Genomic DNA, 14,080 nt, shown 5'->3' on the forward strand with positions numbered 1-14,080 from the left:
CTGCCTTCTCCGCACCGACTGCCATGGCCTTTTCCTCGCGAACGGGGGTGATCGCCCGATCTTCGCCAATTCAGGTCGCGGCGGCTTGTACGCCACCGCCGTCCCAAGGGAAAGGCTCGATCAACGCCGCTGCCAGGTGGTCCACAAACGCGCGCACCGTCCTGGGCAAGAAGGCGCGGGTGGAATACACCACGCTGATATCCAGGCTATCGGCGCCGTAGCCGGGCAGCACACGGACCAGCTCACCGCGCTGAATGTGCGGGCCGAGGATGAAGGTTGGGCCAAACACCACCCCCGCGCCGGCCACCGCGGCGGCGGCAAGCATCTGCACGTTGTCTGCCGCGAGGCGCATGGTGCCCTCGATACGGTGCATCGCTCCGGCTGGGTCACGTAGCGTCCAGTCGGCCGGGGAAACCGCCTCGCTAAACGCCAGCAAGGGCAAGCCTGCAAGGTCGGCCGGCGCGCGCACCGTACCGTGCTGCGCAAGGAACGCAGGCGCGGCGCAAAGCACCATGTGGCACGCGCCGAGCCGCCTCGCCACCAACGATGAACTGGCGAGCCGGCCAATGCGGATCGCGACATCGACCGCATCGCTGCGCAGGTCCCGGTAGCGGTCGTCCAGTTGGATTTGCAGTGCCACGCCCGGGTGCTGGCCGAGGAACGAGGCCACCACGGGCCCCAGATGGAGGGCACCGAAAGTGGCGGGGGCCGTGACGCGCAACGTGCCGGAGATCGCATCGGTCTGAACCCGTGCTTCATCATCCGCCTCACGCACCTCGGCAAGAATGCGACGACAGCGCGCCAGGTACCGCTCGCCTTCGGGAGTAAGGGCAAGCTGGCGGGTCGAGCGCCGGAGCAGCGATACCCCAAGCTCCGCCTCCAGCGCAGCCAGGTACTTGCTCGCCCGCGACGGCGTCATGTCGAACAGCCGTGCGGCGCCCGCGATGCTGCCCGTGCGCGCCGCGGCTTCAAATACGCCCATGCAAGTCAAGCGGTCCATTCCGTCCTTTCCTGACCGGGTGTCGGTCCCGTGCTGCCCCTAATCGTAGCGGCATGCTGTCCATAGCATAGGAGAACCTTCCCCACCGACCGGTGTTCCCATGTACAGCCAGACCACCCAACGCCTCCCACTCCACGCCGTCGAGACAGGCTCGCGTGGCCCCACACTCGTGTTTCTGCACTACTTCGGCGGATCATCGCGTACGTGGGCACCGGTGATCGCTGGCCTGCCAGAGGGGCAGCGCACCCTCGCCGTGGACTTTCGCGGCTGGGGCCAGTCCGATCGCCCTGGCGACGGCCATACGTTGCAGGGCTATGCCGATGATGTCGAGGCCGTGATGGCCGCCAGGGGCATTACGGATTTCGTATTGGTCGGCCACTCCATGGGCGGCAAGGTGGCCCAGCTGATGGCATCACGCCGGCCCACCGGCCTGCGCGGGTTGGTGCTGGTCGCCCCCGCTACGCCCACGCCGCTCGCGCTGCCGCCGGAGGTACTGGCCGGCTTTGCCACGGTGTACGACAGCCGTGAGAGCATCGAGGGTGCGCTGCAGAACATGCTGGTGGCCCAACCGCTGCCCACCCACCTGCACGAGCAGGTTGTGGCCGATAGCCTGGGCGGCGCACCGGCGGCGAAGGCCGCCTGGCCGCTATCGATCAGCCAGGAAGATATCAGCGGCGAGGTCACCCAGATCAACGTGCCGGCCCTGGTGCTATCGGGAAGCGGTGACAAGGTTGACCCCACCGACACCCTGAAAGCCAAGCTACTGCCGCTGCTTGCCGGTGCCGAACTCAAGGTGCTGCCCGGCCACGGCCACTTGCTGCCGCTTGAGGCGCCCACCGAGGTTGCCGGGCAGATCGCGGCATGGCTATTACGTGTCGCGTAATTGCCGTCTCGCCGGCCGGCCCATACGCTCAGGACTCGGCACATGGCAGGCCGGCGAGGACAAGATATGGCAACCCAGGCAAACCCAACCACCCATGAGCTGGGCCGGCTGCTGAAAGCATGGCGCGGCACACGCGGCATGAGCCAGATCGAGCTCTCCCTGGAAACAGGCGTCTCGCAGAGGCACCTGAGCTTCATTGAGAGCGGACGCAGCGCACCGAGCCGGCACACGCTCATGGTGGTGGCCGAAGGGCTGGATGTGCCCTTCCGGGAGCGCAACCAGCTCCTGCTGGCGGCAGGCTACGCGCCGCAATACGTGGATGACGCCTGGGATGCCGCATCGTTCGCCATCGTCCGCCGCGCACTCGAGCGCATGCTGTCGCAGCACGAACCATTCCCCGCCCTGGTCATGGATCGCCACTGGAACGTCGTCATGGCCAATGACGCGCTGCGCAGGATGCTTGGGTCGTTCATCGATCTGGAGCGCTATCCCAAACCGCGCAACCTCCTGCGGATGATCTTTGACCCGGCCGGCCTTCGTCCCTTTGTCGAAGACTGGGAGCGTTTCTCGGCATCGCTGCTGCAACGCGTCCGTCGTGAGGCCGTGGGCGGCGCCGTCGACAGCGCCATGCACGAGCTGCTGGCGTCGCTCGATGTCAGTGCCGATACGCGCGCACTGGCTGCCAACGATCGCTCCGCCGAATTGCCCGTCATCCCACTCACACTCGCCGATGCGAACCACCGGCTCAGCTACTTCTCGCTGGTGACCACCGTAGGTACCCCCCGCGCCCCAGGCCCACAGGAGCTACGCATTGAATGCATGGCGCCGGTGGATGCGGACACCGAACGGTGGCACCACCCATGACCCTACCCGGAGTACCCCATGCAAGCCCCCGTAACTATCGCCGGCATCAGCGCACCTGATTCGGCGCTTGCCCGCAACGCAGCCGACCTGGTCGCTCGCGTCCATAACCGCGAGATGCTCAACCACGTACATCGCTCATGGTGGTTCGCTGAATTCCTCGGCCGTAAGCGTGGCCTGAAGTACGATCGCGAACTGGTGTACCTTGCCGCCATCCTGCACGACCTTGGCCTGACGGAAGCGCACGCCGCCGACAAACGCTTTGAAGTCGATGGCGCGCATGCCGCCCGTCGCCTGCTCATCGCCGATGGCTATGACGAACGAAAGGCGCAAACCGTATGGGATGCCATCGCCTTCCACTCCAGCATCGGCATCGCTGAGTACAAGGAGCCGGAGATCGCGCTCGTCCACATGGGTGCCCACCTTGATGTGCTGGGCTTCCATTACGATGAAGTCACGCCGCAACTCATTGATGACACGTTGCAGCTGTATCCCCGGGACGGCTTCCCTGCCGCGTTCCAGGCCGCGCTGGCCGAGGTCGTGCGCAAGAAGCCCCTGCTCGCCGCGGGCACCGGCCTTGTCGACATCGGCCACCGCCATGTACCCGGCTTCACGGTACCCAACGGCTGTGATCTCCTGGAGAACACCGTGTTCGAAACCCGGCATGCCCACGCCACGCCACCCGCTTGACCCGGAGCGTTATGATCTCAACTGTTGAAGTCACGCCTTCCACGTGACCGCACAGAGGTTTTCCCATGAAGCGCATCGGCTTCCTTTCGTTCGGCCACTGGACCAACTCGCCGCATTCGGCGACGCGTTCAGCGGAAGATGTGCTCCGGCAGTCGATTGACCTTGCGGTAGCCGCAGAGGACATCGGTGCCGATGGTGCGTACTTCCGCGTGCACCACTTCGCCAACCAGCTGGCCTCGCCCTTTCCGCTTCTTTCGGCCATCGGTGCGCTGACCAGGCGCATCGAGATCGGGACGGGCGTGATCGATATGCGCTACGAGAACCCGCACTACATGCTGGAAACCGCTGGCGCCGCCGACATTATCAGCGGCGGCCGCCTGCAGCTCGGCATCAGCCGCGGTTCGCCCGAACAGGTCATCGAAGGGTGGCGGCATTTTGGCTACGCGCCTGCCGAGGGCGAAACCGACGCCGACATGGGCCGCCGGCATGCCGAGGTATTCCTGCAACTGCTTGAAGGCAAGGGCTTCGCCCAGCCTAACCCCAACCCCATGTTCCCCAACCCGCCCGGCCTGCTCCGGGTGGAACCGCACCCGGCTGGCCTGCGTGACCGGATCTGGTGGGGCTCCGCCTCGAACGCCACCGCGGTGTGGGCCGCGAAGATGGGCATGAACCTGCAGAGTTCCACACTCAAGGCGAACGAAACCAACGAGCCCCTGCATGTGCAGCAGGCGAAGCAGATGCGGGCTTACCGCGCCGCGTGGGCCGAAGCCGGGCATACGCGTGAACCGCGGGTTTCCGTGCTGCGCTCCATCTTCCCGCTGATGAACGACACCGACCGCGCCTACTTCGGGCGCAGCAAGAGCAGCGACCAGATCGGCTTCATCGACAACATGCAAGCCGTCTTTGGACGCACCTATGCGGCCGAACCGGAAACCCTGGTCGCCGAACTCGCCGACGACCAGGCCATCGCCGAAGCCGATACGCTGCTGCTTGCGGTGCCTAACCAGCTTGGCGTCGATTACAACGTGCATCTGCTGGAATCGATCCTCAAGCACGTGGCACCCGCGCTCGGCTGGCGTTGAGCGCCGGGCAATCCCCGCTTAACGCCTGGCGCCCTGCAGCGCCTCGAGTAGCTTCCGGTGGAAGGTATCGGGGTCCTGCATCGGCGGCGCGTGGCTCGTATCGGGGAATGCGATGAGGCGCGCGCCAGAGATGGCAGCGCCATCGTTCCCACGAGAGCACGCGTTATTTTGATCATGCGCAGGTTTCCCTTCGCTTCAAACCGTAGCGCACGTGGTGACCACAGGGGCACCATCAAACCAGCGCAGCCGAGTGAATGCTGCCTGCGCACTTGCAAGGGTAGTTCTACTTAAGCAAGGGGAGCGCCGGCGCTGTGGTTTGCGATCGTCACGACGGTTCCACACAAGACCATCGTGGTATCGGACCGTACAAATCAGGTGCGGTGTGCATGGCGAGCTGACGGCCGTCTGCCACGCCACGGGGAGGACGAGCGTTCGCTCGTTCTGGCTGTCTGGACGACGTGATCTTACAAATGAAACTGAGCTGCCGTGCCATGGGCCTGCAACACGCAGGCCGCCGGGTCACTGCCTTCGCCTTCGCCGTGGCGCTCTGCGCCCTGGCCATGGGGGCGCATGCGCAGGCGGCCAGCACCGTGACCTTGCCCGATTCCACCGCATCACGCGTCCTCGCGTGCAGCAGTTGCCACGGCAAACAGGGCGAAGGAAGCAAGGACGATTATTTTCCGAGACTGGCGGGCAAGCCGGCCGGATACCTCTATAACCAGCTTGTCGCGTTTCGCGACGGCAAGCGCAAGTACGCGCCCATGAACTACCTGCTTGAGTACCTGCCCGACTCGTACCTGCAGGAGATGGCGCAATACTTTGCGACCCAGCAAACGCCGTTCCCCGTGCTGCCCCGGCCCAACGCGACCCCACAGGCCATGGCGCTGGGCGAGCAGCTTGCCCTTAAAGGCGACAATGCCCGGCGCATCCCCGCCTGCACCGCGTGCCATGGCGCCTCGCTGACCGGTGTATCACCCGATATCCCGGGCCTGCTCGGCCTGCACGCCAAGTATGTCAGTGCACAGCTCGGCGCCTCGCGGTATGGCGCACGCGTCACCGACAACCCCAATTGCATGCAGCGCATCACGGTCAGGTTGAACGATGCGGATATCGCTGCGGTGGCCGCCTGGCTTTCGGCGCAGCCCGCTCCACTGAATCCCGCCCCCGCCACCGAAGGGTCACTGCCCCTGGCGCTCACGTGCGAACAGGGTGCGCCGAAATGAGGATGCCCTTCATCGCCTTACACACCGTGCTTGCCATCGCCTTGCTTGTGCTCGCACCTGAAAGCCACGCGCAGGATCCGGCGACCATCGCCCGCGGCGAATACCTTGCCCGCGCCTCGGATTGCATCGCCTGCCACACCAACCCCGGCGATAAGCCGTTCGCAGGTGGGCGCCCGATGCCAACGCCGTTCGGTACGCTCTATTCGCCGAACATCTCGCCGGACCGCGATACCGGCATCGGCGCGTGGAGCGCTGATGACTTCTACAAAATGATGCACACCGGGCGCTCCCGCTCTGGCGAACTGCTCTACCCGGCCATGCCGTTTGCCGCCTACACGCGCATGACGCGCGCCGATGTCGACGCGATCTTCGCCTATCTGCGTTCCGTACCACCCGTGCGCAAGCCCAGCCACGCGCAAGAGCTGCGTTTCCCCTACAACGACCGCAAGCTGCTTCTCGGCTGGCGCACGCTGTACTTCGATGAGGGCGAGTACACGCCGAATCCGGCGAAATCCGCAGAGTGGAACCGCGGCGGCTACCTGGTGGAAGGCCCCGGCCACTGTTCGCTATGCCACACGCCCATCAACTCGCTGGGCGGCAGTTCGAAGGATGCCGCCTATTCCGGCGGGCTGATCCCCATGCAGGATTGGTACGCCCCATCGCTCACCTCAAACCGCGAGGCCGGGCTCGGCGAGTGGAGCCTGCAGGACATATCGGACTTGCTGCAATCGGGCGTTTCCGTGCGCGGCGCGGTGTATGGCCCCATGGCCGAGGTTGTCCATAACAGCCTGCAGTACCTCTCCGATGCCGATATCCGGGCCATGGCAGTCTACTTGAAGGACCTGCCGTCAACCTCATCGACAAAAGATGCGGCCAAGGCCCCCTCGCATGCGCAGGATGCGGTGACGCTGCGCCTCGCCCCGCTCGGCAAGAAAATCTACACGGAGCAGTGCGCTGTTTGCCACGGCGCCCATGGTGAAGGCCGGGCCAGCGACTTTCCGCCACTGGCGGGAAATCAATCCATCTCCATGGATTCGCCGGTCAACCCCATTCGCATGGTGCTCAACGGCGGCTACCCCCCAGGCACCCTGCGCAACCCACGCCCTTATGGCATGCCACCGTTTGCCCAGGAGCTGTCAGACGTGGAGGTTGCCGCCGTCGTCACGTATATCCGCACCGCGTGGGACAACCGCGGCGCACCCGTCACGGAGCGCGACGTGAACAAGCTCCGCTCGGCACCACTGGACTGAGGGCTACGCGCGATGACTGAGCACGAAACACCCCATGCCACCGACGAAGACAAGCGCGTTGACGACATCATCCGCAGCGGCCCGCGCGGCGCACTTGCCGTGGCCGGCATCGCCGTCGCCATCGTCATCGCCATGTGGTTCCTCTTCTACTTCTTCGCTTTCCTGCCACGCGGCGTCATCCACTAAGGGCTTGTCATGGTTCAACCGGCATCCGAGATGCATGATTCCTCCGACGTCGCCGCGCGCGTCGAGCGCCGCTGGGCGTTTGCCATGGTGGGAATCGTCAGCGTGCTCGTCGCGATCACCATCTTCACGGGCCTGGAAAGCGCCATGATGCCGCCATCGCGCGTCGAGACGGTCGACCCCACCACCCTGCATGTCTCGGGTGAGTTCGCGGAGGCAAACCTCGGCAGCGCCAGTGAACCGGACGGATCGGTCACCGTTCGCATCATCGGCCAGCAATACTCATTCACCCCTCAGTGCATCGTGGTGCCCGCAGGCACACCCATTACTTTCCGCGTCACCAGCGCCGATGTGATCCACGGCATGCTGATCACGGGAACCAACATCAACTCCATGGTCGAGCCGGGCTTCATCTCCACCTTCAAGACGTCCTTCGATGCACCCGGTGATCATCTGATGCCATGCCACGAGTTCTGCGGTACCGGTCACGAAGGCATGTGGGCGAACGTGAAAGTGGTCGACAAGAATGCCTTTACCCAGCTGAGCGACCACGCGCGGAGGGCGACCTGTGATCTATAACAAGCGCCTTGTCCTTGCGCATTTCTGGCTGGCCTTCGCGGGATTCGGCCTGGCCATCCTTCTGGGTGAGTGGCAGATGTTCATCCGCAGCCCGCTGCATCCGTGGCTGCACAACGCGGACCTGTATTACCGCTCGGTGACCGCGCACGGCACGGTCATGGGCTATGTGTTCCCCACCCTGGTCGCCATGGGTTTCGGCTACGCGTTCAGCGAACTCGCATTGAAGCAGCCGCTCATCGGCCTGCGCTGGGCGTGGGCAGGCTTCTACCTGATCATCATCGGTTCGATCGGCGCGGTGGTACCCGTCGGACTTGGCCTTGATTCCGTGCTCTACACCTTCTATCCGCCCATGGTCGGCCACGCCTCCTATTACATCGGCGTGGTACTGGTGGTGGTCGGCTCGTGGATCTGGGTCGCGCTGATGGGGATCAACCTGTACGCATGGAAGCGTGCGAACCCGGGCGCGCCCGTACCGCTGGCGATGTTCGCGACCGTCGCCGGCGCCTACCTGTGGGCGTGGACCGCGGTCGGCGCCGCCCTCGAGTTACTTTTCCAGATCATTCCCGTGGCGATGGGCTGGTCCACCACCATCAACGCGGGCCTGGCGCGCGTACTTTTTTCATGGACCCTGCACGCCATCGTTTACTTCTGGCTGATGCCAGCGTACATCGCGTTCTACACCATCGTGCCGCGCGCCATCGGTGGCCGCCTGTACAGCGATACCATGGCGCGCATCTCGTTCGCCCTGTTCCTCGTGTTCGCGATGCCTATCGGCATCCACCACCTGTTTGCCGATCCGCAGGTCGGCGCGGGTTTCAAGTTCCTGCATTCGGTGTTCACCGCGATGGTCTCGGTGCCGACGCTGCTCACGGTATTCACGATTTGCGCTTCCGTGGAGATCGCGTCGCGCCTACGTGGCGGCACGGGTGCCTTTGGCTGGGTGAAGGCACTGCCGTGGGATAACCCACAGATGCTTGCCCTCGCACTGTCGTTCGTGATGCTGGGTTTCGGTGGCGCCGGCGGCCTGATCAACATGAGCTACCAGCTCAACTCCACTATCCATAACACGCAGTGGGTTACCGCACACTTCCACCTGATCTTCGCGGGAGCGATCGTGATCATGTATTTCGCGATCGCCTATGACTTGTGGCCGCACCTTACCGGCCGTGTTATGGCCGATTTCCGCATGATCCGCACTCAGTTGTGGCTATGGTTCATCGGGATGATCACCCTCACGTTCCCCTGGCATTACGCCGGGTTGCTGGGTATGCCGCGGCGCATGGCCTTCTACGACTACAGCGCGCCGGGTGGCGATACGCAGGCGCTCACCGTCATCATGTCGGTCATCGGGGGCGCCATCCTGGTCGTTTCGGCAGGCCTTTTCATCGCCGTACTGGTTCGCAACCATCGGGCTGAACGCATCGAGCCAGCCCCGTACACCTTCAGCAAACCCGTGCATGAACCGGTGAACCTGCCTTGGGCACTGAATGGCCTGGGCCTGTGGGTAGGCCTGATGATCGCCCTCACCCTCACCAATTACGGGTTTCCCATCGCCCAGCTGATCCGGCTGCATGAGGCGCAGGTCCCCGCGGTGTACGTGGGGGGCAAACCATGAACGGCCAGCGCTCGCGCTTCGCCTTCGTACGCGACCGCTGGTTCGCCGCGAGTGTCGGCGGCACGTTCGCCGTGTTTGTTTTTTCGTTCGTCGTCGGATTTATCTGGCTACCATCCGCGCAGAGCGACAACCTCTTCAAAGGCCTGTGGAACGCGATGTGTGGCGCAGCGGGCGTGCCGAAGGGCTGGTTGATCCCGGCCGCACCGCCCGTCACCTCAACGCAACCCACCTCAGCCGTCGTGCTCACACCCGACCTTGACCTCCGCGCGGCCTACGGCGCCGTGGGCCGTGGCGGCACGTTGGCCCTCAAATGCACCATGTGCCACGGCACCCGTGGGGTGACCTCGGCAGAAATCCCGAGCCTGGCGGGCGAGCAGGCCTCCTCGGTCTACAAGCAACTGAAGGATTTCCAGAGCGGTGCGCGCACCAGCGCAGTGATGCGCCCGCTGGTGCTGGACCTCAGCGACCAGGATTTCCGCGACCTTGCCGCGTTCTACGCGTCGCTCCCGCGCGCGCCGGCCCAGGACCTTGGTAGCGCGCCGGATATCGTCGCCGTGGGCGCGCCCATGCGCAATATCGCTCCCTGCGGTTCATGCCATGGGGCGATGACCAGCAAGATCGGTGCGCCATGGCTCGACGGCCAGTCGGTCGTGTACCTGCAGACGCAACTTGCCGCCTTTGCCCACGCCCAGCGCCGGAACGACATCAACGGACAGATGCGCAACGTGGCGAAGAACTTGACCGATAAAGAGATGCATGACGCCGCGGAATACTACGCCGGCAAAGCACGCTGACGGCCTGCAAGTCTCTTTGCGCACTGCGACAACCGGCGAAACCCATCCACGCTGTGACGCGCCTCACGCCGATGTGCGTCGCAACGCACACGCGACCGCTCGCATTCATACGTTATGTGAATGTCGACAGAATATCGCCGCGCCATTCACGACATCCTCACGAATTCCGCTTATATCCGACAACGGATATGTATTTTATTGATGTGCGTCGCATAACGTGCGCCTGCATCTACCCGTCGCGAGTACGTCGCAACTAAGCTCGGAAGCGCGGCACGGTGAGTGGCATGGTTGGGATGATATTTGTCCTACAACATCCTCTCGCATCCCCAAAGTGCTGCTTTTAGCGGTTTTCCCCATTGCGGTGCATCGCCGCGATGCATGATGGATATTGCGATTTCGTGTCGAACGCATGCGTGAGACAAGCGCGCTTAGTGAGTCATTCATCAAAACCAAGTTATAACCGTTCAGACGGCCATTTCACCTTGGGACAAACTGCCCACGCATGATGAATTCAACTGATCAGGCGCGTGACAACGATACCCTGGACCTAAACGCGCTGTTCGGCACGCTTCTGGACCACAAATGGGTGATAGTTATCGTCACGGGCGCCTTCTTCGCGATAGGCGTGCTTTATACGGTCTTTGCCACGCCCATCTACCAATCCACCTCGGTGGTGCAGGTAGAGCAGAAGACGCCATCCTTACCAGGCCTCAGCGACCTGACCCAGTCGCTGGGTACCACGGCATCGCAGGCCACGACCGAGATCGCGCTCCTCACATCGCGTCTCGTCATTGGCCAGGCGGTGGACGAGCTTCGCCTGAACGTGCAGGTTGATCCGCAGCGCCTGCCTGTCGTAGGCGATTACCTATCGCGAGGCCACAAGCCGGGTGAGCCAGGCCCGGTACGCTTCGGCCTGAGCCGATACGGCTGGGGCGGCGAGCTGGTGGATATCTTCAAGCTCGACCTCCCCGATCGGCTGATGAACCACAAGCTCGAACTGCGTGCAGGCGAGAACCACCAGTTCACGCTGCTGGATGACAACGGCAAGACGATCGCGCAGGGATCGGTGGGCCAGCTGGTCAAGGCCGGCGATGTCACCGTGCAGATCCGGCAGCTCGCGGCCAACCCAGGCACCCGCTTCGATGTGGTGGAACAGCCCGCCCTCACCACGATCAACAAGCTGCAGACCGATGTGACCGCTCTTGAGCAGGGCACGGACTCGGGCATCATCGATCTCACGTATAACAATGCCGACCCCGTGCTCGCCCAGCAGACCATGGAGCACATCACGAAGGCGTACGTACGCCAGAACGTGGAGCGCAACTCGGCGGAAGCGGCCAGCCAGCTGCAATTCGTCAAGGACCAGCTGCCCAAGGTGCGTAACGAGCTCGACCGCGCCCAGGCGGCCATGAACGCCTTCCAGACCAAGTCGCATGCCGTGGATATCAGCATGCAGACCAAGGGCCTGCTGGACCAGATCGTGGGCGTGGAGAACAGCATCCAGCAGCTGCATATGCAGCAGGCGGATATCGACCGCCGGTTCACGCACGATCACCCCGCCTACCAGGCGCTTGAGCAGCAGATGGGTACGCTGCAGGCGCAGAAGGCCGCGATGGAGAAGCAGGTCGGCGACCTCCCGGACACGCAGCAGGAGCTGCTTAAGCTTAGCCGCGATGTCCAGGTCAGTTCCAACACCTACACCAGCCTGCTTAACCAGGCACAGCAGCTGGATATTGCCCGCGCCGGCACGGTCGGCAACGTGCGCATCGTCGATTCCTCGCTGGTCGATATCAACCAGCCGGTGCAACCGCGCAAGCTTCTTGTCGTCGCCATCGCCACCTTCCTGGGCGGATTCCTCGCCCTCGCCTTTGTCTTCCTGAAGCAGATCCTGAACCGTGGCGTCGAAGATCCCGCCGTGATCGAAGACCTTGGCTTGCCGGTTTACGCCTCGGTACCGCTGAGCCGCGGCCAATCCGCCGTCATCTCAGGCTCAAAGCGCCCCGCGAAGAAGAAGCTGCTGGCGATCTCCGATCCGGCTGACCTCGCGGTCGAGGCATTCCGCAGCCTTCGCACCAGCCTGCATTTCGCCCGGCTGGAGGCGAAGAACAACATCCTGATGATCACCGGTGCGAGCCCGTTCGCCGGCAAGACCTTCGTCTCGGCCAATCTCGCCGCGGTGATCGCCCAGGCCGGGCAGAAGGTGTTGCTGGTGGATGGCGACATGCGCCGCGGCACACTCCATCAACACATGGGCATCCGTGCTGGCGAAGGTCTTTCGGATGTGCTGGTCGGCACGCATGAAATCAGCGCCGTGGTACAGAAAGAGATCGTGCCGAACGTGGATTTCATCACCCGCGGCCGCGTACCGCCCAACCCATCAGAGCTGCTCATGCATGAGCACTTCACGGACTTCATTAACGCCGTGGTGCCGCTCTACGATCTGGTCATCATCGATACACCGCCCATCCTGGCCGTGACCGATGCCGCCGTGATCGGCCACCACGCTGGCACCAGCCTGCTCGTGGCGCGCTTCGGCCTGAACAAGGCGCGTGAGCTGGCACTTGCACAGCAGCGCTTCGAGCAAAACGGCGTGGAGCTCAAGGGCGCCATCTTCAATGCCGTGGAACGCCGCACTGCCGGCTACTCCGCATACGCCTACTACAAGTACCAGACCGAGCCGACGTAACCATGACGCGCATTCTTATCGTCGGGAACCACACCTGCGGCAACCGTGGCGACGCCGCCATCCTGCGCGGCCTGCTGGAATGCCTGGAAGAGGCCATCCCCGGCAGCAAGATCGATATCACCAGCCGGTTCCCGACCAGTTCCGCATGGCTGCTTGGGCGCACGCTCAGGCCGGATACGCTCAACGCGTACTACAACGAGGCTGGGAAGCAACGGCTTGGCTCCCTCCGGGCCAAAGTGCTCCGCCGCTTCATCCCCTGGCTGCTGCATGGGCACTTGACCGGTATATGGTGGTCGCGATTTATCAGCCTGCCCCGCCGGCACGCGGACTACATTGCCTCGCTCGAAGCCTACGATCTCGTTATCCAGGTAGGCGGATCGTTCTTCGTGGACCTGTACGGACCGACCCAGTACGACCACACGGTGTGTGCACTGCTTGCGGCCAAACCCATCTTCCTCATCGGCCACAGTGTGGGGCCGTTCCAGCACCCGCTGTTCCGCAAGATCTCGCAGGATGTCATGACCCGCGTCGACGCACTGGCGCTACGCGAAGAGGTCAGCCTGAAGCACATGGCGGACGGCCAGGTGTCGCAGGCGAAGGTGCGTACCGCCGCCGATACGGCCTGGCTGGTTTCCACCGGCGAGCAGGCGAACCCGACCGGCCACCCCAGCGTGGCTGTGACCTTCCGAGAGCTCGCGCCATTCGACAAACGCCTCGGTATCAGCCAGGACACCTACGAAACGGCGTTCGCCGAATTGCTCGATGCCGTGGCCGATGCAGGCTACCGGCTCCAGGCGCTATCGACGTGCACCGCCATCGATGGCTATCCCAAGGACGACCGCATGATCGCCCTGCGCGTGCGCAACCGCATGCGCCGCGCCGATGCCATGGACGTCGAGATGGATGAACTCAACGATGTGGAGCTCGGGAACCGCTTCGCGCGCAGCGCCCTCACCATTGGCACGCGGCTGCATAGCGCCATCATGTCCATGAACTTCGGCACACCCGCCGTGGCCCTCGCTTACGAACACAAGAGCGAAGGCGTCATGAAGCGCCTGGGCACGCCGGAGCTCTCCATGCCAGTGAATTCCCTGCTCGATGGCACACTGAAGACCAAGGTCCTCACCCTCTTGCAGGATGAAACCCTTCGCCCGCGCATCGCCGCGGCCGTGGCCCGGGAAAAGGCGTTCGCACGGGAATCCGTGCTGGCCACGCTGGGGATCGGGGCCTGACC

13 protein-coding genes are annotated in these 14,080 nt (G+C 63.8%); 12 read left to right on the top strand and 1 reads right to left on the bottom strand.

Annotated elements, in window-relative coordinates; translation table 11 throughout:
• Window positions 1-70: 70 nt before the first annotated feature.
• Window positions 71-1,000: a LysR family transcriptional regulator gene (locus ABIE56_RS00675; RefSeq protein ID WP_429241902.1), complete on the bottom strand. Its 930-nt coding sequence runs from the start codon at window positions 998-1,000 to the stop codon at window positions 71-73.
• Window positions 1,001-1,100: 100 nt separating this feature from the next.
• Here ABIE56_RS00675 and ABIE56_RS00680 point away from each other — a divergent pair, with 100 nt between their 5' ends.
• The 12 genes from ABIE56_RS00680 (at window position 1,101) to wcaK (ending at window position 14,078) form a co-directional block, all read left to right on the top strand.
• A complete protein-coding gene (locus tag ABIE56_RS00680; RefSeq protein WP_429241903.1) occupies window positions 1,101-1,883 on the top strand; it encodes an alpha/beta fold hydrolase in 783 nt (260 codons plus the stop codon).
• A gap of 66 nt (window positions 1,884-1,949) precedes the next feature.
• Entirely contained in the window at window positions 1,950-2,747 is a 798-nt protein-coding gene (locus tag ABIE56_RS00685; protein WP_429241904.1) for a helix-turn-helix domain-containing protein, read from the top strand.
• 18 nt (window positions 2,748-2,765) lie between these two features.
• Window positions 2,766-3,434, top strand: a complete 669-nt coding sequence (locus ABIE56_RS00690; RefSeq protein ID WP_429241905.1) for an HD domain-containing protein — start codon at window positions 2,766-2,768, stop codon at window positions 3,432-3,434.
• A 65-nt stretch (window positions 3,435-3,499) separates the two neighbouring features.
• On the top strand, window positions 3,500-4,516 hold the full coding sequence (locus ABIE56_RS00695) for an LLM class flavin-dependent oxidoreductase (RefSeq protein ID WP_429241906.1): 1,017 nt from the start codon (window positions 3,500-3,502) through the stop codon (window positions 4,514-4,516).
• 470 nt (window positions 4,517-4,986) lie between these two features.
• Window positions 4,987-5,739 (top strand): c-type cytochrome, encoded by a 753-nt coding sequence (locus ABIE56_RS00700; RefSeq protein WP_429241907.1) that lies wholly within the window; start codon window positions 4,987-4,989, stop codon window positions 5,737-5,739.
• Entirely contained in the window at window positions 5,736-6,989 is a 1,254-nt protein-coding gene (locus ABIE56_RS00705) for a c-type cytochrome (protein ID WP_429241908.1), read from the top strand. The genes ABIE56_RS00700 and ABIE56_RS00705 overlap by 4 nt, the downstream gene beginning before the upstream one ends.
• Window positions 6,990-7,001: 12 nt before the next feature.
• Window positions 7,002-7,175, top strand: coding sequence for a hypothetical protein (locus ABIE56_RS00710; RefSeq protein WP_429241909.1), 174 nt, complete (start codon window positions 7,002-7,004; stop codon window positions 7,173-7,175).
• 30 nt (window positions 7,176-7,205) lie between these two features.
• Complete coding sequence (locus tag ABIE56_RS00715; RefSeq protein WP_429241910.1) at window positions 7,206-7,751, top strand: hypothetical protein; 546 nt, start codon at window positions 7,206-7,208, stop codon at window positions 7,749-7,751.
• Window positions 7,741-9,366: a b(o/a)3-type cytochrome-c oxidase subunit 1 gene (locus ABIE56_RS00720; protein ID WP_429241911.1), complete on the top strand. Its 1,626-nt coding sequence runs from the start codon at window positions 7,741-7,743 to the stop codon at window positions 9,364-9,366. Before ABIE56_RS00715 ends, ABIE56_RS00720 begins: the two co-directional genes overlap by 11 nt.
• Window positions 9,363-10,160 carry a c-type cytochrome gene (locus ABIE56_RS00725; protein WP_429241912.1) on the top strand — a complete coding sequence of 266 codons (798 nt, stop codon included), beginning with the start codon at window positions 9,363-9,365 and terminating at the stop codon, window positions 10,158-10,160. The genes ABIE56_RS00720 and ABIE56_RS00725 overlap by 4 nt, the downstream gene beginning before the upstream one ends.
• A gap of 502 nt (window positions 10,161-10,662) precedes the next feature.
• Window positions 10,663-12,846, top strand: a complete 2,184-nt coding sequence (locus tag ABIE56_RS00730; protein WP_429241913.1) for a polysaccharide biosynthesis tyrosine autokinase — start codon at window positions 10,663-10,665, stop codon at window positions 12,844-12,846.
• 2 nt (window positions 12,847-12,848) lie between these two features.
• Window positions 12,849-14,078 carry a colanic acid biosynthesis pyruvyl transferase WcaK gene (gene wcaK, locus ABIE56_RS00735; RefSeq protein WP_429241914.1) on the top strand — a complete coding sequence of 410 codons (1,230 nt, stop codon included), beginning with the start codon at window positions 12,849-12,851 and terminating at the stop codon, window positions 14,076-14,078.
• Window positions 14,079-14,080: the final 2 nt, after the last annotated feature.

This window comes from Luteibacter sp. 621 (assembly GCF_050435445.1).
Classification (GTDB): Bacteria; Pseudomonadota; Gammaproteobacteria; order Xanthomonadales; family Rhodanobacteraceae; genus Luteibacter.

Coding starts and splice junctions, on each gene's coding strand:
- ABIE56_RS00675 (WP_429241902.1), bottom strand. CDS start 1,000: ATGGACCGCTTGACTTGCATGGGCGTATTTGAAGCCGCGGCGCGCACG.
- ABIE56_RS00680 (WP_429241903.1), top strand. CDS start 1,101: ATGTACAGCCAGACCACCCAACGCCTCCCACTCCACGCCGTCGAGACA.
- ABIE56_RS00685 (WP_429241904.1), top strand. CDS start 1,950: ATGGCAACCCAGGCAAACCCAACCACCCATGAGCTGGGCCGGCTGCTG.
- ABIE56_RS00690 (WP_429241905.1), top strand. CDS start 2,766: ATGCAAGCCCCCGTAACTATCGCCGGCATCAGCGCACCTGATTCGGCG.
- ABIE56_RS00695 (WP_429241906.1), top strand. CDS start 3,500: ATGAAGCGCATCGGCTTCCTTTCGTTCGGCCACTGGACCAACTCGCCG.
- ABIE56_RS00700 (WP_429241907.1), top strand. CDS start 4,987: ATGAAACTGAGCTGCCGTGCCATGGGCCTGCAACACGCAGGCCGCCGG.
- ABIE56_RS00705 (WP_429241908.1), top strand. CDS start 5,736: ATGAGGATGCCCTTCATCGCCTTACACACCGTGCTTGCCATCGCCTTG.
- ABIE56_RS00710 (WP_429241909.1), top strand. CDS start 7,002: ATGACTGAGCACGAAACACCCCATGCCACCGACGAAGACAAGCGCGTT.
- ABIE56_RS00715 (WP_429241910.1), top strand. CDS start 7,206: ATGCATGATTCCTCCGACGTCGCCGCGCGCGTCGAGCGCCGCTGGGCG.
- ABIE56_RS00725 (WP_429241912.1), top strand. CDS start 9,363: ATGAACGGCCAGCGCTCGCGCTTCGCCTTCGTACGCGACCGCTGGTTC.
- ABIE56_RS00730 (WP_429241913.1), top strand. CDS start 10,663: ATGATGAATTCAACTGATCAGGCGCGTGACAACGATACCCTGGACCTA.
- wcaK (WP_429241914.1), top strand. CDS start 12,849: ATGACGCGCATTCTTATCGTCGGGAACCACACCTGCGGCAACCGTGGC.